We start from the raw sequence: 21,451 nt of genomic DNA on the forward strand, positions 1-21,451 counted from the left end.
GTGGGGGCACAGGGGCTGGTCCTTGGAAAGGCTCGGCTGGACGCTAACCGGAAGTCAGGGACAGGTCAATGGTCCGGACGAAGGTCCGGGCGAGGGTCCGGATGAAGGTCCGGGCGAAGGCCCCGTCCGGTGCGGCGGACGGTGCTCGGACATCGCTCGGATGCCGGTCAGGCGTCGCTCTGACATCGTCCCCCATCGTTCGAAGAAGTCGTGTCGTGCCCCTTGACCATTTCCGTGCGGGCGCACCACAGTTCAACTTATGCGCATTACTTATACGTATTAGTAATCGGTGTCGGCCACCAGTGGCCGAGTGAGGAGCATGGTGGAACAGCCCAGCAAGCGACCCAGGCGAGGGCGGGCCCCCGCGGCAACCGGACGCACCTCCCGGCCGCGGCAGGCGGAGGTCGCCCGGCTGGCCGGAGTGTCCCAGGCCACGGTGTCGCTCGTGCTGTCGGACAAGGCGCAGGGGTCGGCGATCTCGGACGAGACACGGCAACGGGTGCTCGACGCGGCCCGCAGCCTCGGCTACGTACCGGACGTGGCCGCGCAGCGACTGGCGGCGGCCCGCAACAACCTGCTCGGCGTCTACAGCTTCACTGCCACCTTCCCCACGGACGTGGAGCACTCGTACTACCCCTTCCTCGTCGGGGTGGAGCGTGAGGCCGCCGCGCGCGGCTACGACCTGGTGCTGTTCACGGGATCGAGCTCCGGCGGGGCGGGAGCGGCCGGGCCCGAGGCGTTGAACCGGGTCCGGCTCGCGGACGGGTGCCTGTTCCTGGGCCGGCATGTGCCGCTCGCCGAGTTGAAGCGGATGGTCGCCGACGGGTTCCCGGTCGTGCACCTGGGGCGCCGCGAGGAGCTGGAAGGACTGTCATGGGTGGGCGCCGACTATGTGAGCGCCAGCCGCGAAGTGGTCCGGCACCTGGCGTCTTTGGGGCACCGCCGGATCGTCCTGGTCCGCGAGGACGATGACGCGCCGGCCTCCACGGACCGGCAGCAGGGCTTCCTGGAGGGCCTGGAGGCGGCCGGACTGGCCGGCGGATCCGAGGCCGTTCTCCGCTGTGCCGACCCTCGGCGCGATGTCACCCCCGAGCGGCTGCGGCGTTGGATCGCCGAGGGTGTCACCGCGTTCGTCGCGGAGGAGACCGACACCGGGAACGCGTGGCGAGCCGTTCGCGCGGCCGCGGACGCGGCAGGCCTCACCTGCCCCGGCGACCTCTCCCTCGCACTCCTCGGGGGCCCTCCGCCCGACCTCCTCGGGGATCCACAGCCCACCGGATTCGACGTACCTCGACACCAGTTGGGCGCGGCCGCGGTCCGGATGCTGGCCTCACTCGTGGCGGGGGACGAGGCCGAAGAACCCCTGGTCGCCTGCGCCTTCCGGCCCGGAGTGACCACCGGCAGTCCGCCGGAGCGGCGCTGACACCCGGCGTGAGCCGGGCACCGGGAACCACCGCCGTGCACCACCACCGACAACCACCACCGAGAACCATCAGCAAGGAGAAGCGTGATACCGAAAGCCGACATCCTCATCGTGGGCGGCGGACTCGGCGGCGTGGCCGCCGCGCTGGCCGCCTGCCGGGCCGGACGCACCGTCGTGCTCACCGAGGAGACCGACTGGCTCGGCGGACAGCTCACCTCGCAGGCCGTGCCGCCCGACGACCATCCGTGGGTGGAGCAGTTCGGCACCACCGCCTCGTACCGGCAACTGCGGGAAGGCATCCGGCAGTTCTACCGCCAGTGGTATCCGCTGCGCTCCGAGGCCCTGGCTCTCACGGACCTCAACCCGGGCGCCGGGCGTGTGAGCAAGCTCTGCCACGAGCCGCGCGTGGCGCTGGCCGTCATCGAGGCGATGCTCGCGCCGCACCGGGCCGCCGGGCGGCTGACCGTTCTCACCGACCACCGGCCCGTCGCGGCCGAGGCCGACAACGATGTCGTACGGTCCGTGACCCTGGAACACCGCCATGACGGCCGGCAGGTCACCGTCCCCGCCCGCTACGTGATCGACGCCACCGAGACGGGCGAACTCCTCGAACTGGCCGGCGTGGAGCACGTGATCGGCGCCGAGGCCCGGTCCGAGTACGACGAACCGCATGCCCCGGACCAGGCCCAGCCGCTCAACCAGCAGGGCATCACCGTGTGCTTCGCACTCTCCCACCACGAGGGCGAGGACCACACCGTCGACCGGCCCGCCGATTACGGCTTCTGGCGGGAGTACAAGCCCGACTTCTGGCCCGGACCTCTCCTTGGCTTCGAGGCCCCGGACCCCCGGTCACTGGAGTCCGTGCCGCGCACCTTCGAGCCCAATCCTGACCTCGACCCGCTCGCCGTGAGCGCCGACCAGAGCGCCGACGCGGGTGACAAGGAACTGTGGGGCTTCCGCCGCATCCTGGCGCGCAAGCTGCACCGCCCCGGCGCCTTCGACTCCGACATCACCCTCGCCAACTGGCCGCTCAACGACTACTGGCTGAAGCCGCTGGTGGGGGCGGGAGCGCGGACCGGAGCCGAAGCGGTGGCCGGGGCACGGCAGTTGTCCTTGTCGGTCCTGTACTGGCTGCAGACCGAAGCGCCCCGCCAGGACGGCGGCACCGGATTCCCGGGGCTCCGTCCGCGCCCGGACGTGACCGGCACGCCGGACGGCCTCGCGAAGGCGGCGTACGTGCGGGAATCGCGCCGTATCCAGGCCGTCACCACCGTCACCGAGCACGACGTGGCCATCGATCTGGTCGGACCCTACGGCGGCACCAAGTACCGGGACTCCGTCGGAGTCGGCAACTACCGCATCGATCTGCACCCCTCCACGGGCGGTGACAACTACATCGACATCGGGTCGGTGCCCTTCGAGATCCCGCTCGGCGCGCTGGTGCCGCGGCGCGTCCGCAATCTGCTGCCCGCCGGCAAGAACATCGGCACGACGCACATCACCAACGGCTGCTATCGGCTTCACCCCGTGGAGTGGAACATCGGCGAGGTCGCCGGCGCGCTCGCGGCCCACTGCCTGGCCGAGGACGTCGAACCCCACCAGGTCCAGGCCGAGGACAAGCGGTTCGAGGAGTTCGCGCGCGGGCTCGACCGTGACGGGGTGCAGCGCCACTGGCCGGACGTACGGGGCTACTGAACCCACGGGGACATCGCACCCACGGGGTCACTGAACCCACGGGGTCACTGAACAACGGTGCACACGGCGGCCCCGGTCGCCGTACCGCGTGCCCGTGCCGGGCGGATCGGCTGCTCAACCAGCCAGGCCTGCCTGTCCGCCCGGCCGGCGCCGCGCATGACTGACAGAGCACAAGGAGGTGCCCAGACATGACCACCCACAGAATTCGCGTCGGCATCGACGTCGGCGGAACCTTCACCGACGCCGTGGCCGTGGACGCCACCACACTGAGCTTGCTGGGGCAGGTCAAGGTTCCCACCAGCCACCATCACGAGGACGGCGTCGCCCACGGCATCGTCGAGGCGCTGGACCGACTGCTCCAGCAGGTCGGCCGTGACCCCGCCGACGTCACGTTCCTGGCGCACGGCACGACCCAGGCGACCAACGCCCTGCTGGAGGGCGATGTCGCCACCGTCGGCCTGATCGGCATCGGAACCGGGCCCGGCGCCGTCCTCACCCGCCGGCTCGCCGCCCTCGGCCGACTCGAACTCGCCCCCGGCAAACGGCTTCCGCTCGCCTACGCCCACGTCGCCCGACCGGACGACGCGAGCGCCGTCCGTGCCGCGGTCGAGGAGGTCACGGCAGCGGGGGCCCAAGTCATCGTCGCCACCGAGCCGTTCGCCGTCGACCGCCCCGAAGGCGAGCAGGCCGTACTGGAGGCAGCCCGCCCGGCCGGGCTCCCGTTGACGGCCGCGCACGAGATCACCTCGCTGTACGGGCTGCACAAGCGGACCCGCACCGCCGTCGTCAACGCGGCCATCCTGCCGCGCATGCTCGCCACCGCCGACCTCGTCGACGCGTCCATCACCAAGGCGGGCATCACCGCACCGCTCATGGTCATGCGCTGCGACGGCGGCGTCATGGCACTCGACGAGATGCGGCGACGGCCGCTGCTGACCGTGCTGTCCGGCCCGGCGGCCGGAGTCGCGGGCGCTCTCATGCAGGAGCGCATCAGCGAGGGCGTCTTCCTCGAAACCGGCGGCACCTCCACCGACATCAGCGTCGTACGCCGGGGCAAGGTCGCTGTCCGGCACGCCACGATGCTCGGCAAGAGCTCGTACCTCAACGCCCTCGACGTCCGCACCGTCGGCGTCGGCGGCGGCTCGATGGTCCGCGTCGACCTGGCCCGCGGTGACGGAGCCCGCGGCGACCGGGCACGCGTCACGGCCGTCGGACCGCGCAGCGCCCACATCGCGGGACTGCCCTACGCCTGCTTCGCCGGCCCGGACGAGCTGCGCGACGCGACCCTGGCCACGGTGCGTCCGATGTCCGGCGATCCAGCCGACTACGCCGTCCTGGACGCGGCGGGCGGACGGTACGCCATCACCATGACGTGCGCCGCGAACGCACTCGGCCGCGTCCCCGAGGGGGACTTCGCGCACTGCGACCAGCAGGTGGCGCGGGCCGCGATCGCCCCGCTCGCCGACGCCCTGGGCGTGGACGTGCCCACGGCCGCCGCCCGCATTCTCGACGCGGGCGCCGACCAGGTGAAGTCGGTCGTGGACAAGGTCGTGCGCGACTACCGCCTCGACCCCGACACCGCGGTCCTCGTCGGCGGCGGGGGCGGAGCGGCCACCGTCACCCCGCACCTCGCGGTACTCACCGGCATGGAGGGCAGGATCGCCCGGCACAACGAGGTCATCAGCCCGATCGGTGTGGCCCTGGCCCTGGTGCGCGAGCAGATCGAGCGGATCATCCCCGGCGCCACACAGGAACAGATCCTCGCCGTACGAGCCGAGGCCGAGCGGGCCGTCGTCGCCCAGGGCGCCGCCGCCGACGGCGTCGAGGTCGAGGTGACCGTCGACCCGCAGACCAGCACCGTCCGCGCCATCGCCACCGGCGCCACCGAACTGCGGACCCAGGACCGCTCGCACAGCGCCGACGACACCGAGCGCCTCGCCGCGGCAGCCGCCAGCCTCAAGACCGACCCGGACCGGGTACGCGTCCTCGCCGGCACACCTGCCCACACGGTCTACGGCACCGAGGTGCGGCGCCGGCTGCGGGCTTCCCGGCATCCCGTGCGGGTCGTGGACGCCGACGGTGTCGTACGCCTGCACGCCTCCGACGCCCAGGTGGCCGCCACCACCGTGGGGGCTGCCCCCGAACTCCTCAGCAACCTCGTCCGCGAGGCGACGTCGTACGGCGACGGCGGCGTCCGCGCTCCCGCGCTGCGGCTCCTCCTCGGCTCCCGCATCGCGGACCTCTCCGGAGTGCTCGACCCGCAGCCGCTGCTCGCCCTGGCCCGCAGCGAGATGCGGGACCGAGCCGCCGACGAGCCCGTGGTGGCCGTCGTGGAGGTGCGGTCATGACCCGCGCCCTCGCGACGGCAGAGGCGCGCGCAGGGGCACGGGCAGGGGCACGGGCAGGGACAGCGAAGGCCCTCGGGGCCGCCGCCGACCCGGCCACGGACGACCTCGATCTCGCGGTTCGCCTGCTCGCCGCCACGCCCACCCACGAGGAACGGGACCCGGCCCTGCTGCGTCACTGGGCTCAGGCCGCCGACACGTTCGGTGCGGCCCTCGAACCCGGGCCGTGCCGCGCCCGGATCGTGGAACGCGACGACGGCCTCGAACAACTGCTGCTCGCCCGCTACACCTCGCGTCCCGCCACCGTCGAGATCTGCACCGACACCGTCGACCGCGCCGAGCAGTTGATCGACGAACTCGGCTGGCGCTCCTGGTATCCCGTGGGATCCGTACGCGCCGCGGCCCTCGCCCATGAGAGCGCGCACGAGCACTTCCACCACAAGGAGACGAGGGCCGCGCTCAAGGAGGCGATCGGGCACACCGCGCTGCGGCTCGGCCGCTTCCGTGTCCTGGCCCATGTCGCGGGGGCCGAGGAGATCGCCGCCCACGCCTACGCCCGTACCGTCTGCGGACTCGGCCGCAGCCCCCTCCTGCTGACCGCCGCACTCGCCGCGGCGGTCGGCGCATCCGGAAGAGAGAACTGAGCCATGGGTGTCGTCATCCTGCTCGTCATGGCCGCCGGTGTCGCCGCCATGCTCACCCGCAAACTGCCCACGGCGTTCGCGCTCGTCATCCTCGCCGTCGTCATCGCCTTCGTCGCCGGCGCGCCGCTGACCGGCAAGAACAGCGTCATCGACACGGTGCTCCAGGAGGGCGCGCCCGCGCTGGCCGCCACCATGATCGCCATTGTGCTGGGGTCGTGGCTCGGCAAGCTCCTGGAGGAGACGGGGGTCGCCGCCACTCTCGTACGCAAGATCGTCGAGTTCGGCGGTGACCGCCCGGTAGTCGTGGCCCTCGGTGTCCTGGCGGTCTCCGCGCTCGTCGGCACCGTCACCGGATCCGCCCCCGCCGCGATGCTCGCGGGCCTCATCGGCATCCCCGCCATGATCGCGGTGGGCATCCCGAAAGTGACCGCCGCCGGGACCATTCTCATGGGTATCGCTGTCGGCATTCCCTTCGAACTGCCCCTGTGGCAGTTCTTCTCCACCGCCCTGGAACTCCCTGTACCGACCGTCCGCGGCTTCATGGTGAAGCTGTTCCCGTTCGCCCTGGTGGCCGCCGTCCTGTACGTGTTCATCGAGTCCCGCCGAAGGGGAGTCGAACACACCTGGTCCCTCAAGTCGGTTCAGGACAAACCCGGTTCGCCGAGCCGCCGGCAGAGGCTGGGCGACGCCCCCTGGTACGCGCTGCTCACCCCGGCCGTACCGTTGATCCTCGCTCTCGGCTTCGAACTCGCCATCATCCCCTCCCTGTTGGCAGGCGTCCTGTACGCGCTGGTCACCACCACCCGCCCCCGAGAGATGAACAAGCGGCTGCTGCGAACCCTGTACGGCGGATTCGAGGTGGCCGCTCCGCCGATCGCCCTGTTCATCGCCATCGGCATCCTGCTGGCCGCGGTGAAACTCCCGGGCGCCGTCGAAGCCCTCGAACCGCTGGTGAAGGCGGTCAGCCCGCAGAACCCCGTGCTGTTCGTGGGCGTCTTCACGCTGCTCGTGCCGCTGTGCCTGTACCGAGGGCCGCTGAACGTGTTCGGGCTGGGCGCGGGTATCGCCGGTGTCCTCATCTCCGCCGGGATCTACCCGGCCGCGGTCGTCCTCGGCATGGCCACCTCGTACAACCAGGTCTTCGGTGTCGCCGACCCCACCAGCACCCAGACGGTGTGGGCCGCCCAGTACGCCGGCGTCTCCCCGCAGCAGGTCATGGTGCGCACACTTCCGTACGTCTGGGGCGTCGCCCTCGGCGGGTTGTGTGTCACCGCCGCGACCTACCTCTGACCGGCGACCACGCCGCGACCCACTCTCTGACCGGTGACCACGCTACGACCCACCTCTGACCGGCGGCGTCACCGTCGGTCCGGTCCCTCGCGTCCCTCAATTCCTCTTCTGGAGTCGACCATGAACGAGCCACGTCCCGGCCGTCGTCTGTTCCTGCGTGCCGGAGCCGCCACCGGCGCCGCCCTGACCGTGGGCGGCCTCGCAGCCCCGGCCGCGTCCGCCCTCACCGCGGACGGGGCCGCCGCCTCGGCCGTGTCCGCCGCACCCGGAGGGTTCCCCGACTACAAATACGTCCGCACTCTGCTGTCCCCGTCCCAGCTGAAGTACAACCCGACGGGCGAGATCATCTTCCCGTGCATCCGAGGCACGGCCGGACGCATCTCCAACCCCCTTGGCAAGTACTACCTGTACTACGGGCCGCACGACGCGCCCGGCGGCATCTGCCTGGCCTACGGCGACTCGCTGGAGGGCCCCTTCACGGAGTACCCGGACAACCCGATCGTCGCGAACGACTGGCAGCCCCACTACTCCGTCAGCCACGTCGCGTCCGCGCACGTCATGTGGCACGAGAGCGCCAAGGAGATGTGGCTGTACTTCCATGGAGAGAACACGAGGACGCGGCTGGCCCGGTCCAAGGACGGCATCAACTTCACCTACGACAAGGTCGTCCTGTCCACGTCCATGCTGCCCAGTGGCACGACCGAGACGTCGTACGCCCGCGTCTTCCCGCATGAACTGCCGTCCCGCGGCGCCCACTTCGTCATGGTCTTCATGCTGAACAACACCACCGACCACCGTGACATCCACTGGGGCTGGTCTGCCGACGGGCGCACCTGGACCTACGACCAGCAGCCGCTGGTCCGGCACTCCGACGTCGGCGCCGTCAACATCGGCGGCCCCCACCTGCTGTACCGCAACAACAGCACGTACGTCGTCTACAACAAGGACAAGGGGAGCGGCGGCGACCTGATGATCACTGAGGTGGGCAACGACTTCAGCAAGCGCACGCACCTCGGTGTCTTCTACAACTCCCGGAGTGCCGCACCGGAGAACGGCCGTGCCGCCGCCCCGTCGTTCGGCACGGAAGGCGGCGTCCCGTACATGATCTACGAGGCGGGGGAGCGCCTCGCGGGTTCCATCGCCATGGCCCGCGGCTGACGGACCGCACCACCGGCGCGTACGGGTGACAGCCGGGCAGTGCCGAGGAGTTGGCGCTGCCCGGCCCCTCGCACGGAGCGGCGGTGACCGAAGTAGTAGATGTTGGTCTAGACCTTGACGTGTTCGCCTCGCGACGGCACTCTGAGAGCGCTCTCAGAGGACCGGAAGGGTCCGCTTCCACCTGGTAGGAGGACGAGCATGCTTGCCCTACGGAAAGTGCTGGTGGCCCTGGTCGCCGCGGCGGCCGTCGCCACGGGGCTCACGGCGGTGGGCCCCGTGGCCCACGCCGAAGCCGCGGTGCCGACGACCATCCCGCTCGAGTTCAAGAACAACTCCGGTCGCGGTGACCAGATCTACATCTACACCATCGGAACCCTGCTCTCGACCGGCCAACAGGGCTGGGCCGACGCGAACGGCACCTTCCACGCCTGGCCCGCGGGCGGCAACCCGCCGACCCCCGCGCCCGACGCGTCGATCGCCGGACCGGCCAACGGCCAGAGCAAGACGATCCGCATGCCCAAGTTCTCCGGCCGGGTCTACTTCTCCTACGGCCAGAAGCTCGTCTTCAAGCTGACCACCGGCGGTCTCGTGCAACCCGCCGTGCAGAACCCGACCGACCCGAACGCGAACATCCTCTTCAACTGGACCGAGTACACCCTCAACGACTCCGGACTGTGGATCAACAGCACTCAGGTCGACATGTTCTCGGCCCCGTACGCGGTCGGTGTCAAGAACACCGCCGGCACGGTCAAGAACACCGGACACCTGAAGCCGGGCGGTTACGCCGGCTTCTTCAACGCCCTGAAGAGCCAGCCCGGCGGCTGGGCCAACCTCATCAAGACCCGGTCCGACGGCACCATTCTGCGCGCCCTCGCACCCGGCCACGGCATCGAGTCCGGCGCCCTGCCGGGCACCGTCATGAACGACTACATCAACCGGGTGTGGGCCAAGTACGCCACCTCCACGCTGACGGTGACACCGTTCGCGGACCAGCCCGCCACCAAGTACTACGGCAGGGTCTCGGGCAACGTCATGAACTTCACCAACAGCTCCGGCGCCACCGTCACCACCTTCCAGAAGCCGGACTCCGACAGCGTCTTCGGCTGCTACAAGCACCTGGACGCACCGAACGACCTGGTACGCGGCCCGATCTCCCGCACTCTGTGCGCGGGTTACAACCGCTCCACGCTCCTGACCAACTCCAGTCAGCCCGACACCAGCTCCGCGGGCTTCTACCAGGACGCGGTGACCAACCACTACGCCCGGAAGATCCACGCTCAGATGGCTGACGGCAAGGCCTACGGGTTCGCCTTCGACGACGTCGGCAACCATGAGTCGCTGGTCAACGACAACAACCCGCAGACGGCGTACATCACGCTCGACCCTTTCAGCTGAGCGACGCGGGAGTGAAGCTGTCGGGAGCGAACGCCGTCGCGAGTGAACAACGGGCCCTTCTCCTCCGTACCACCCCGTGGAACGCATGCCCGCTCGCGCGGGATCAGCACGGATACGGAGAGGCACGTGCCACAGCAGCCACAGCGAGGACGTACCGGCCGCACTCTCGTCGCCCGCGCGGTGCGCGGCGCCGTCCTGGCCGGCAGTCTGGCCCTGCTGACGCTGGCCACGGCCTGCAGCGGGGGCGAGGACGGTGCCGCGGAAGGCAAGAAGGCGGAGACATCCGCGATGTCCGCCCCCTCGGCCGGTGTCGTGGCGCCGGCGAAGGTCGAGGTGCTCGCCAACCTGACCGGCTGCAAGGTCAAGATCCGAACCGATGCGGACGAACTGCGTGAGGGCGTCTGTCACACCACCGAGGGCGACTACCTCATCACGACCTTCCCCGCGGAGAAGTACAAGCTGACCTGGCTCGACAGCGCCGCGATCTACGGGGGCAAGTACCTCGTCGGCCCGCAGTGGGCCATCAGCGCGAAGGCGAAGATGCTCGAACCTCTGCGGACGAAGGTGGGCGGGACCATCCAGGACCTCGATGCCGCGCGCAAGACGGGCCCCACCGCGAGCAAGCCGTAGCGACATGACGGGCCCACGCTGATCGAAAGAGCGGATGAAAAGCGATTCACCGGCGATTCACCGGCGAACTCGAAAGGTTGGTGAACGGTCATTCATCCACTAGGGTGAATGTCTGTTCACCTCGCCTTGTCTCGCTCCCAGGGAAGTGCCATGCAGGATCCGTCACCTGGGGAGCTGCCCGTCGCGGATGAACCATCCGGTTCATCCGGTTCATCCGTGTCCTCCGGTTCATACGGTTCCGGTTCCGGGGGATCCGCGTCCCTGGAGAGGCTGCGCGGCCGCCTGACGGTCCCGGTTCTCGCGTACGGCGGAATCCTGATGGCGGTGATGCAGACGGCCGTCGTACCGCTGCTCCCCGACCTGCCTCGGCTGACCGGCTCCTCCGCGGCCACCGTGTCGTGGACCGTCACCGCGACGCTCCTGGCGGGCGCGGTACTCACCCCGGTGCTGGGCCGCGCCGGGGACATGTACGGCAAGAAGCGCGTCCTGCTCCTCGCCCTCTCGGTGATGACGAGCGGCTCGGTGCTGTGCGCGCTGACCTCGGACATCCGGGTGCTCATCGCGGCGCGAGCGCTGCAGGGCGCCGCCGCGGCCGTGGTACCCCTGTCGATCAGCATTCTCCGTGACGTACTGCCGCCGGAGCGCACCGTCTCCGCGGTGGCCCTGATGAGTTCCACGGTCGGCATCGGCGCGGCGCTGGGTCTGCCGCTCGCGGCGCTCATCGTCGAGTACGCCGACTGGCACACCATGTTCTGGGTGTCCGCCGCGCTGGGGGCGGTCGGAGTGGCGCTCGCCTGGTGGGCGGTGGACGAGTCGGCCGTACGGCAGCCGGGTCGGTTCGACACGCTCGGGGCGCTCGGCCTGGCCACGATGCTCGTCTGTCTGCTGCTGGCGGTCTCACAGGGCGGTGAATGGGGCTGGACCAGCGGGCCGGTCATCACACTGTTCGCGGGCTTCGTGCTCGTCCTGGCCCTGTGGTGGTGGCAGCAACTGCGGGCCGAACGGCCGTTGGTCGACCTCAGGCTGGCCGTCCGGCCGCGCGTCGCGCTGCCACACCTGACCGCGCTGGTCGTCGGTTTCTCCTTCTACGCCAACTCCCTGGTCACGGCCCAGCTCGTGCAGGCGCCCCCGGGCACCGGATACGGGCTCGGCCTGTCGATCGTCGGTGCGGGTCTGTGCCTGCTGCCCAGCGGTGTGCTCATGCTGTTCCTGTCACCGGTCTCCGCCCGTATCTCGACGGCACGCGGCCCACGCGTGACGCTCGCGCTGGGGGCCGTCGTCATCGCGTTCGGGTACGCGATACGGATCCTGGACAGCCGCCACCTGTGGGTGATCATCCTGGGCGGCGCCATCGTGTCGGCCGGGACGGCCCTCGCCTACTCGGCTCTCCCCACGCTGATCCTGGACGCCGTGCCCGCCGCGCAGACCGGCTCCGCGAGCGGCGTCAATGTGCTGATGCGGACCATCGGACAGGCCGTGTGCAGTGCCGCTGTGGCCGCCATACTGGTGCACCACACCAGCCGGGCCGGCGGATTGCCGTTGCCCAGCCTGGACGGCTATCTGCTGTCCTTCGCCATGGCCGGGGCGGTCGCTCTGGCAGGGTGCGCGATGGCGCTGGCGATACCGGGGAGTGGTGAGCCGGAGAAGGGCGGCAGGTTGTCGCGGCGGCGCGCCGGAAGGGGACGGGCCGCGGACAAGTTGCTGGAGGGAGCAGGAGAATCATGAGGGTGTCTGGGACTGAGACGGCGGCGTCGGCGGCGACTGGCGCGCCCGCCGCCCCCGCGGCAGCGGCCGCGACGGACAGCGGCCCGGGCCGCCGGGACGCCGGGGCCACCCAAGCGGTGATCCTGCGGGCGGCCCGCTACCTTCTGGCGCGACACGCCCACGGGGACATCACGCTGAAGGCCGTGGCCGAACGGGCCGGAGTCAGCCCGCCTCTGATCATGAAGTATTTCGGCAACAAGGAGGCCCTTTTCGCCCGGGTGATGTCCTTCGAGGAGGACGCCGCCGCCCTGCTGGACGCACCGCTGGGGGACCTCGGGCGACACATGGTCCGCCACGTACTCGTCAGTCAGTCCGAACAGGGCGCCGACCCGCTGCTGCGGATCGTCTTCGCCCCGTTGCAGGGCAGCCAGGGCGACCGGCTCCGCACCAATTTCCGTAGCCAGGTGAGCGACCGGCTCGCCCTGCGCCTCGACGGCACCGACGCGGGCCTGCGCGCCGAGCTGGCCGTGAGCATGCTGCTCGGCCTGGGCGTGATGTATGGCATCGCGCGGGGCACGGAAGTGCGCGCGACGGCGCTCGACGTCGTCGTCGAACGGTACGCACCCGCCGTGCAGGCGTGCCTCACGCCGTGAGCGGGGCGTTGCCGCCCAGGACAGTCCTGGGCGGACAGGCCCTGGGCAGCCGCTGTCAGCCCGTGTGGACCTTCAGTGCCGTGCGGACGGCGGATTCGAGGGCGCCTTCGATCCAGGCGGGCTTGATGGAGGTGTGGTCCCCCGCGAAATGCAGTGGTCCTTCCGATGTGGGGATGTCGGGGAACAACTCCGCGTGCTGGCCCGGAAAGAGCACGGAGGCCTCGCCGTAGGCGTAGTGGTCGCGCATCCACGACTGGGTCTTGCACTTGGTGGTGAAGAACACCTCGCAGCGCCGGCCGAAGACGGCCTGCACTCCGGCGAGCGCGCGCAGATACCGCTCCTCGTCGGCGTACGCGTCCCACTTCAGGGCGTCGTCGGACCAGCTGTAGGAGGCCAGGATGATGCCCCCGTCACTACCCTCCATCGGGTGGGCGTGCTCGAAGAACATGAAGCGGTTGGCGTTGTCGCTCACGAAGCCGCCGCCGCGGACATGAGCGGCCTCGGGGTCGTCGCCCGCGGCGGGGCGGAAGGCGGAGAAGCACTCCTTGAGTTCGGCGGGGACGGTGACCCCGAGGTCCTGCACGGACCGGTGGCCGCCGAGGTGCCTGCCGTCCCTGACCCGGCCGGCCCTGTACCTGTCGTAGAGGTTGTCCTCGATGGAGTCCAGCGCGTCCTTCCACTGCTCCTCGGTGAACTCCCACCAGCGTTGGGAGAACTCCAGCAGCACCTTGGTCGCGGCGTCGTAGTGCAGTTCCGTGATGGCCCGGCGCTTGCCGTAGGTCAGCGGCGGGTCGAAGGCCACGTGGCGCAGACCGGAGAAGGGCACGGTGACAATCACCTCGTCGCCCTCGAAGACCTCTGTGACACCCCCCTTGCCGGTCTGGCAGTCCTCGGACACGGTGTGCACCCTCACCTTGCCGCCGCCGCCGCCGCGTTCGACGCGTACGGCACGCCTGTCGAGTCGCACCTTGCCCTTCACCGGCGCGTACAGCGCGTCGACGAGTACCGCGGTGCCGCCCTTCAGCTCCCAGAACCTGGTCTTGGGGTCGATCAGCGCGCTGCCCAGGAAGCTGTGCAGGAAGGAGAGATGCAGCCGTGAGGTCAGGTTCTGGATGGTGCCGACGAGGTCGATGGTCCTGGTGTCGAGCCGGGCGACTTCGGTGAGGTACCGGTACATGGACCAGTGGCCCCACCGCTTGAGGACCGTCACCCAGCCGTTGACGAGGGCCGTTCCCTCCTTGCCCCGGATGAGCTCGTGTGCGGGTTCGAGGGCTGTCGCGAGGATGGCCGCGGCGGTCATCTCACGGTGGGAGCCCTTGACACCGAAGGTGTCGTTGATCTTCTCGGGGTTCTTCTCGTAGTCGGCCCGGCGCATGTGGACGCCGTTGATGTGCATCCAGGTGCGGTTGGCCCGCTTCGTCGGGTTGTCGACCTCCACGTCCACCAGGAGGAACTCCTGACGCGGCAGGTCGAACTTCTTGATCAGCGCCATCAGGAGCGGGTGGCTCTCGGGCAGTCGCATCGCCCCGGCCTCGGCATACTGCTTGGGATCGGCGAAGGGCTGCTCGCCCTTCTCGTGGCCGCCCTTGCGGAAGGTCTTGATACGGCCGCCGACGCGGTTGTCGTTGGCCTCGATCACGACGACGTCGTGGCCCACCCGGTTGAGCAGATCGGCGGCGAGCAGGCCGGCCGGCCCGGCCCCGATGATCAGGACACGCTTCGATGCCTTGGCCCGGCTAGGAGGCAGACCGTTCTCGACGGCCTTCAGGTAGGCCGGGACAAGGGATTTGTCGTGCTCGTCGTAGACGACGATGGCGCGCGCGACCGTGGTGTACGACGTGGGACCGATGCCGGGCGGCACCGCGGCAGGCGCCGTCGAGGGCACGGCGGCGGGGCTCAACGCGGTCGCGGGCGCGATGGTCGCGGCGGTGAGCCCGGCGGCGAGCGCCGTGGCACCGGTCACCGTGACCACGGAGCGCCGCGTGGGCGACGCGCCGTGCGTGTTCTTCCTGCTCGGCATGGATTCGTCTGGGGTGCTCATGTCCTGTGTACTCATCGCGATCATGCTTGGCGTACGACGGACGCTGAGCCAGGGCATTCACACGGACGAGGAGCTCAAACCACTCGATCCGTCATAGGACGCGGCGTCGGGTCCACGACTGCCTGGTCAACGACCGCCTGGTCAACGACCGTACGGGAAGCGGACGTTCGACTTCCCGTACGGTCCGGCCACGACGGGCCTCGTCGTGGCCGGCCCACAAGGCCATGTCCGGATGCGTATGCGTAAATGCATCCGTGGCCGTGTCCGTGTCCGAACAGGATCAGGCCGACGGTACGGACTTCGTGGCGAAGTACGGCTTGCAGATGCCGCCGGACCAGTCGGTGGCGATCTCCAGCAGGCTGTTTCCGTCTGCCGACGGCAGCAGCGCCGAGCTGTAGTTGGGGCAGTAGTCGACGACCGTCGACTCGACGGTGACGGGCGCCGCGATCTCCCGCCAAGTGCCGCTGCCGCCAGCGCTGTTGACCCAGACGGTCCTGCGGCTGCCGGCGGCCACGCTGCCGTCCTTGTTGTACAGGACCTGGCCGATCAGGAAGAGCCGGCCCAGTGGATTGCCGGCCTCGGGAGCCCAGGCCACGGTGGGGGCGTGCTTGAAGTACTTGCCGTCGGCCGTCTCGGGCCGGATGCCGAGGAAGGGCCCGCCCGACCAGTCCCAGCCGTCGGGCGAGGTCCGGTAGTGCACGACGCACTGGTACTGCCCGGCGGCCGCGCATATCTCGTACGACATGAAGTAGGTGCCGTTGCCGAGTTTGCGGATGACCGCCATACCGGGCCGGTCGGTGGCGAGAGGGCTGATGACGGTGGCGTGGTGTCCGGTCCAGGTCGTGCCGTTCGAGGTGCGTGCGGCCATCAGCTTCTGGCTGTGTGCCGAGTCGGTCTCGTCCGAGTAGTGGGCGACCAGTTGTCCGGAGGCGTCGACGGAGAACTCGGGCTCCCACAGGCCCCCGGTGCTGCCCGCGGTCGCGATGGTGGACAGGTAACTCCAGGTGCGTCCCACGTCGTTGCTCTTGAAGACACGCAGGGCCATGCGCCGGTTCGTCTCGTCCTGGCCGACCGAGGCCGCCCAGAGCAGAGTGCCGGCGGGCAGGTTGCCGACCTTCTGCGGGAGTTCGAAGAGCGTGGAGCAGCAGAGTCCCTGCCCGCCGGCCGCCTCTGGGTCACTGACCGCGCCGACCTGGCGGAAGGACGCGCCGGCGTCGGTGCTCTCGTAGATGGTCCCGAGTCCGTTGTTCCCGGAGAACGTGACCACCGACGACAGGATGCGGCCGTTGGCGCCCGCGTTGTGCGCGAGACGGACCGCCCGGGGATACAGCCCGGTGTCGTTGCGCAGTACGGTGCCGGTCGCGGCGTCGGCCGTACCGGTCTGCGCGGTGAGCAGGGCCGCGAGGAGGGCGAGCAGTGCGGATACCAGGGCGGCCAGGTGGAGCGGATGCAGGGGTGTGCGGGATCTTGCCGACATCAGATTCTCCCATCGGGGTGCGGGCTCGATCTGTTCGGCCGGTGACGTCGGACGTGACGTCACTCGGCAGGGGCCAGGCGGATGACGTTCCAGGACACCGGGGCCAGCTCCGCCTCAAGAGCGCCGTCGGCGGAGACCTTGGCTCCGCCCCCGGCGCGCGGCGTGACACGGTCCGGCTCGGCCTCGGTGTTCACGGCGTCCGGGTCCTGGTCGGCCAGGACGAGGTGCTCCAGCACCCGGTATCCGGACAGCGCGCCGCGCAACTCGGCCCGGAGGCGCAGTGACTCCTCCTGGCCGCGGTTGACGGCGAGAACGGTCAGCGCGCCGCTCTCCTCCTCGTACGTCACCACCGTGTCGAGCGCCGATACGTCGCCGTGCCGCTGTGTGTCGATACGGGACCCGGTGACGTCGGTGCGCAGTACCTTCCCGGTGGCGAACCGGGCCGCCTGGGCGAACGGGTGGAAGGTGGACTGCCGCCAGGTCGCGCCACCCGGTTCGCTGCGGATCGGGGCGATGACGTTGACCAGCTGGGCGAGGCACGCGATGGCCACCCGGTCGGCGTTCCTCAGGAGCGTGATGAGCAGCGAGCCGACGACGACGGCGTCGGTCACGCTGTAGATGTCCTCGATCAGGCGGGGCGTCTCGGCGGTCTCCAGGTTGCGCTCGCCGACGAAGCGGGCGGCGTACCAGACGTTCCACTCGTCGAACGAGAGCCTGATCTGCTTCTTGGAGCGGCGCGCGGCACGCACATGATCCGCGGTGGCGACCACGTCGCGGATGTACTGGTCCATGTGCGCCCCGGAGGCCAGGAAACTGGCGCGGTCGCCGTCGAACTCCTCGTAGTAGGCGTGCAGAGAGAGGTAGTCCACCTCGTCGTACGTCTGCTCCAGCACCTCGCGCTCCCAGGTGCCGAAGGTCGGCATGGACGCGTTGGAGCTGCCGCAGGCGACCAGCTCGATGGACGGGTCGACCTGGCGCATGGCCTTGCCGGTCTCGGCCGCGAGCCGTCCGTACTCGGTGGCCGTCTTGTGGCCGGTCTGCCAGGGGCCGTCCATCTCGTTGCCCAGGCACCACAGCTTGACGTCGTGCGGTGCGGAGTAGCCGTGCTTGACCCGCAGGTCGGACCAGGCGGTGCCACCGGGCTGGTTGCAGTACTCCACCAGGGCGCGGGCGGCGTCGATCCCGCGGGTGCCGAGGTTGACCGCCATCATCGGGTCGAGACCGAGCTGTCGGGCCCAGGTGAGGAACTCGTTGGTGCCCACCTGGTTGGTCTCGATGGAGCGCCACGCGAGGTCGAGCCGGCGCGGCCGCTCGGAGGCCGGGCCGACCCCGTCCTCCCAGTGATAGCCGGAGACGAAGTTGCCTCCGGGGTAGCGGACCAGACCCGTGCCGAGTTCCCGTACCAGGTCGGCGACGTCGGTCCGGAATCCGGCGGCGTCCGCGGTGGGGTGTTCCGGCTCGTAGATGCCGGTGTAGACGCAGCGACCCATGTGCTCGACGAACGATCCGTACAGACGCGGGTCCACCTCCCCGACGGTGAACTCGGGGTCGACGGTGAACCGTGCGGTGTGCGGCATGCTGGAGCCTTTCTGAGGGGGAGGAGTGTGAACTGGTGGGCAGGCTGGGTTACTTGAGGCCCGTCCCGGCGATGCCTTCGACGATGCGGCGCTGGAACAGCAGGAACACGGTGATGAGCGGGATCGCGCCGAGCACGGCGGACGCCATCAACTGGGCGTAGGGCACGCCGAAGACGTCCTGGACGGAGGTCAGTCCGACGGGCAGGGTCATCATCTCCGGGTCGGTGACGACCAGGAGGGGCCACAGGAAGTTGTTCCAGACCCCGACGAACACGAAGATCGTGACCGCGGAGATCACCGGCCGCGAGATGGGCATGACGATCTGCCGGTACGTACGCAGCCAGGACGCGCCGTCCGCTCGTGCGGCGTCGATCAGTTCCCTGGGAATGCCGTCGAAGAACTGCTTGAAGACGAACACGGCGACGACGTTGGGGACCTGGGGGAGCACGACTCCCCAGTAGGTGTTGAGCAGGCCCGCCTCCTGGAGCGCCAGGAACTGGGGGATCATGAGGACCTGCCCCGGGATCATGATCCCGGCGAGGAGCATCACGAACGCGGCGCGGCGTGCCCTGAAGCGGGTCTGCGAGAGGGCGAAGGCGGCCAGCGACGCGGCCAGGACCGTGAGCACGGTCGTCAGGGTCGAGGTGATGAAGCTGTTCGCGTACCAGTAGGGCAGTTTCCCCGCGTCGAAGATGTCCTTGTACGCCGCGAGGGTGGGGTGGGCGGTGAACCAGTTGGTGGGGTCGGTGATGACCTCCTGCGCGGGCCGGATCGAGGTGGCGAGCGCCCAGGCGAGGGGCACCAGCCACAGCACCGCGAAGGCGATGAGGGCTCCGAGGGCCACCCGGTTGAAGAGGCGCTCGGCGTCGTACCTCCGAGGCGGCCCGGCCGCTGGTGTCTTCTGCTCGGTGACGGGCGGTGTGGCGGTGGCGCTGGCGGTGGCGGTGGCGGTCATGATCAGCTCTCCTTCTCGGCGCGTCGGACGAGGGCGAACCAGACGAGCGAGACCAGCAGGATCACCACGAAGAGCAGAAGCGAGACGGTCGACGCGTAGCCGACGCGGCCCTCGACGAAGCCCGTGTCATAGATGAGCTGGAGTGAGGGCCGGGTGCTTCCGTCGGGGCCGCCGTTGGTCAGCATGTAGATCTGGTCGAAGACCTTCAGGGAGGCGACCACCTGGAGGACCGTGACGAGGGTGGTGGTGCGGCCGAGCATCGGCACGACCACATGGCGGATGCGCTGCCAGGGCCCGGCTCCGTCGATGGCCGCGGCCTCGTGCACGGAACGCGGGATGTCCTGCAGACCGGCCAGGTACAGGACGAAGTTGAAGCCGAGCGTCCACCACACGGTGGCGGCGGCGATGGAGATCATCGCCCAGTCCGGATCGCCGAGAAAGGAAGGCGGGGTGTCCACGCCGACCCACTGCGCGGCCTGTTGGGCGAGGCCCACCTGATCGGCGTAGATGAATGTGAACATCAGCGCGACGACCGCCGAGGGCAGCACGAACGGCGCGAAGAAGGCGAAGCGGAAGAACCAGCGTCCGCGGACGAAGCGGTCGGCGAGAATCGCCAGCACCAGACTGAGCAGTACCAGGGGGACGGTCGTCAGAACGGTGAACCACAGCGTGTTCCTGAGCGTGCGCCAGAACTCGTCGTCGCCCAGCACGGCCGTGTAGTTGGACAGCCCGGCGAATTCGCCGAGGCCCGTCTTGAGCAGGCTGGTCTCGAAGAAGCCGGCCACGACGGTATAGATCAGCGGCCCTACCAGGAAGAGCAGGTAGAACAGGGCGAAGGGCAACAGCATCCCCGGACCGGCCCAGCGGTCACCTCTGCCTCGGGCCTCGGTCGGTGCGGTTGTCGTGGCCATGGGACGGCCCTTTCAGTCAGGACATACGGGATCTCACGACGTGCGGGGGCCCGATGAGGGCCGGATACGAAGCGGTTGGCGGCCGGCTGAGCGGGCCGGGGTACGGGGGTGCGGGCCCGGGCTACAGGGGCGCGGGCCGGTTCGCGAGTTCGCGCAGTTCGCGGCGCATCCGCGCGGCTCCGGCCGTGGGGCTGGTGGCGCCGGTGAACACGGAGGTCACGGCGTCGCCGATGACGATCTGCAGAGTGCTGCCCGCACCGCCGTACCAGGCGGCCGGGTCGTAGGCGGCTCCGTCGGCGGCAGCGGCGTAGTGCGACTGCGGGACGAGCTCCTTGTAGTCGCGCGACTGCTGGGTGGGCAGCCACGCGGGGATGTGTCCGCCTTCCGCCCACAGCTCGCTGGAGCCCAGCAGGGAGGCGACGAACCCCAGGGAGAGGTCGAGACGTTGAGCCGAGTCGGAGGGAGCCTTGGGCAGGACGAGCGAGTGCGAGTCGGCGGCGCAGGCGTAGGGCGCGTCGTGGAAGATCCTGGGCAGCGGCCGCATGTCGAACTTCACCTTGGCGCCCTGGGCGGTGAGGACCTGCCAGACGCCGTCCATCAGGAAGCCGGCCTTTCCGGTGGTCAGCATCGTGATGGCCCCAGGGCTGTCGGTGCTCGTGGGGACGACCTTCTCCTGGGTCAGGCGGCGGATGTACGCGAGGGCCTCGGCCGCGGCCGCCGTGTCGATGACGACCTTCTTGCCCTGGTCGGCGACGAGATCGCCGCCGCTGATCTGCCGGTAGAACGACCAGAAGAGCCGGAACTGCGTCGAGGCGTCCTTCACCGAGGCGACCGAGCCGCCCCACGCCCCGGTCACCTCCTTCGCGGCGCGCAGGGCGTCGATGAACGCGTCGGGCCCGTCCACGTCCGTCAGCCGGCCCTTGCCGTCGAGCAGGCCGGCCTTCTCCGCGATGTCGGTACGGAAGTAGAGCACGAAGGGATGCGTGTCGAGCGGGATGGCGTACAGCTTCCCGTCCAGCTGGGACTTCTTCCACGGCCGCGGGTCGAACTTGTCCTCGGTCAGCCCGTGCCGGGCCAGATCGGCCGGCCGAATCTCGGTGAGCAGTCCCGCCTCGGCGAGTGTGGGCACTTTCGACAGGTGACTGATGGCGACCTGCGGGGGCCGGTCGCCGAGCGTCGCCAGCGTGAGCTTGGTGTAGTACGGATTGCCCCACACGAAGGTCGCCGACTTCAGGTCCGTCGCCCGGTGCCGGGACCGGTAGTCGGCCTGCATGGCCAGCAACCGCTCGCCGTCACCGCCGGTGAAGGGATTCCAGAAGTTCAGCCGTGACGCACCGGGCGAACCGCCGGTGAAGCCCTGCGCGAGTGTGCTGTCGCAGCCGCCGAGGGCGGCGGCGGAGGCCGCGACGGCACCGAGCGACAGGGTGCCGCGCAGCAGGCGGCGCCGGGACGGAGCGGGAGCGGGCGGGGAGGTGTGCGGCGTGCGGTCCCGCATGGGCAGGCGTCCTTCCACGGCAGGGAAACTCAGGCGACTACAACGTTGTAATCAACGA

General features: G+C 69.8%; 16 protein-coding genes. 10 read left to right on the forward strand and 6 right to left on the reverse strand.

Translation table 11 applies throughout. The annotated features are described in order from the left end of the window. Positions 1 to 319 precede the first annotated feature (319 nt). The 10 genes from AB0D14_RS22700 (at position 320) to AB0D14_RS22745 (ending at position 12,937) form a co-directional block, all read left to right on the forward strand. Positions 320 to 1,423 (forward strand): LacI family DNA-binding transcriptional regulator, encoded by a 1,104-nt coding sequence (locus AB0D14_RS22700; RefSeq protein WP_362781697.1) that lies wholly within the window; start codon positions 320 to 322, stop codon positions 1,421 to 1,423. Positions 1,424 to 1,507: 84 nt separating this feature from the next. Further along, positions 1,508 to 3,118 carry an FAD-dependent oxidoreductase gene (locus AB0D14_RS22705; RefSeq protein WP_362781698.1) on the forward strand — a complete coding sequence of 537 codons (1,611 nt, stop codon included), beginning with the start codon at positions 1,508 to 1,510 and terminating at the stop codon, positions 3,116 to 3,118. 188 nt (positions 3,119 to 3,306) lie between these two features. Beyond that, positions 3,307 to 5,466, forward strand: coding sequence for a hydantoinase/oxoprolinase family protein (locus tag AB0D14_RS22710; RefSeq protein ID WP_362781700.1), 2,160 nt, complete (start codon positions 3,307 to 3,309; stop codon positions 5,464 to 5,466). After that, positions 5,463 to 6,107 (forward strand): hypothetical protein, encoded by a 645-nt coding sequence (locus tag AB0D14_RS22715; protein ID WP_362781702.1) that lies wholly within the window; start codon positions 5,463 to 5,465, stop codon positions 6,105 to 6,107. The genes AB0D14_RS22710 and AB0D14_RS22715 overlap by 4 nt, the downstream gene beginning before the upstream one ends. Positions 6,108 to 6,110: 3 nt before the next feature. Next, positions 6,111 to 7,397 carry a TRAP transporter large permease subunit gene (locus tag AB0D14_RS22720; protein ID WP_362781704.1) on the forward strand — a complete coding sequence of 429 codons (1,287 nt, stop codon included), beginning with the start codon at positions 6,111 to 6,113 and terminating at the stop codon, positions 7,395 to 7,397. A 120-nt stretch (positions 7,398 to 7,517) separates the two neighbouring features. Continuing rightward, positions 7,518 to 8,555 carry a hypothetical protein gene (locus AB0D14_RS22725; RefSeq protein WP_362781705.1) on the forward strand — a complete coding sequence of 346 codons (1,038 nt, stop codon included), beginning with the start codon at positions 7,518 to 7,520 and terminating at the stop codon, positions 8,553 to 8,555. Positions 8,556 to 8,753: 198 nt separating this feature from the next. Further along, entirely contained in the window at positions 8,754 to 9,950 is a 1,197-nt protein-coding gene (locus AB0D14_RS22730) for a glycoside hydrolase family 64 protein (protein ID WP_362781706.1), read from the forward strand. A 126-nt stretch (positions 9,951 to 10,076) separates the two neighbouring features. Continuing rightward, entirely contained in the window at positions 10,077 to 10,580 is a 504-nt protein-coding gene (locus AB0D14_RS22735) for a hypothetical protein (RefSeq protein ID WP_362781707.1), read from the forward strand. Between the two features lie 216 nt (positions 10,581 to 10,796). Beyond that, positions 10,797 to 12,305: an MFS transporter gene (locus AB0D14_RS22740; protein ID WP_362781709.1), complete on the forward strand. Its 1,509-nt coding sequence runs from the start codon at positions 10,797 to 10,799 to the stop codon at positions 12,303 to 12,305. Between the two features lie 2 nt (positions 12,306 to 12,307). After that, entirely contained in the window at positions 12,308 to 12,937 is a 630-nt protein-coding gene (locus AB0D14_RS22745) for a TetR family transcriptional regulator (protein WP_362781711.1), read from the forward strand. 55 nt (positions 12,938 to 12,992) lie between these two features. Here the strand turns inward: AB0D14_RS22745 and AB0D14_RS22750 are convergent, their stop codons facing one another. The 6 genes from AB0D14_RS22750 to AB0D14_RS22775 form a co-directional block, all read right to left on the reverse strand. Continuing rightward, entirely contained in the window at positions 12,993 to 14,978 is a 1,986-nt protein-coding gene (locus AB0D14_RS22750; RefSeq protein ID WP_362781713.1) for an FAD-dependent oxidoreductase, read from the reverse strand. A gap of 280 nt (positions 14,979 to 15,258) precedes the next feature. After that, on the reverse strand, positions 15,259 to 16,455 hold the full coding sequence (locus AB0D14_RS22755) for an exo-alpha-sialidase (RefSeq protein ID WP_362781715.1): 1,197 nt from the start codon (positions 16,453 to 16,455) through the stop codon (positions 15,259 to 15,261). 59 nt (positions 16,456 to 16,514) lie between these two features. Then, positions 16,515 to 18,032: an alpha-N-arabinofuranosidase gene (locus AB0D14_RS22760; RefSeq protein WP_362781717.1), complete on the reverse strand. Its 1,518-nt coding sequence runs from the start codon at positions 18,030 to 18,032 to the stop codon at positions 16,515 to 16,517. A gap of 49 nt (positions 18,033 to 18,081) precedes the next feature. Next, positions 18,082 to 18,987 (reverse strand): carbohydrate ABC transporter permease, encoded by a 906-nt coding sequence (locus AB0D14_RS22765; protein ID WP_362781719.1) that lies wholly within the window; start codon positions 18,985 to 18,987, stop codon positions 18,082 to 18,084. Positions 18,988 to 18,989: 2 nt separating this feature from the next. Continuing rightward, positions 18,990 to 19,898: a sugar ABC transporter permease gene (locus AB0D14_RS22770; protein WP_362781720.1), complete on the reverse strand. Its 909-nt coding sequence runs from the start codon at positions 19,896 to 19,898 to the stop codon at positions 18,990 to 18,992. Positions 19,899 to 20,019: 121 nt separating this feature from the next. Next, complete coding sequence (locus AB0D14_RS22775; protein WP_362781722.1) at positions 20,020 to 21,393, reverse strand: extracellular solute-binding protein; 1,374 nt, start codon at positions 21,391 to 21,393, stop codon at positions 20,020 to 20,022. Between the last annotated feature and the right edge of the window lie 58 nt (positions 21,394 to 21,451).

Origin of the sequence: Streptomyces sp. NPDC048484 (assembly GCF_040651415.1) — a bacterium.
GTDB lineage: Bacteria > Actinomycetota > Actinomycetes > Streptomycetales > Streptomycetaceae > Streptomyces.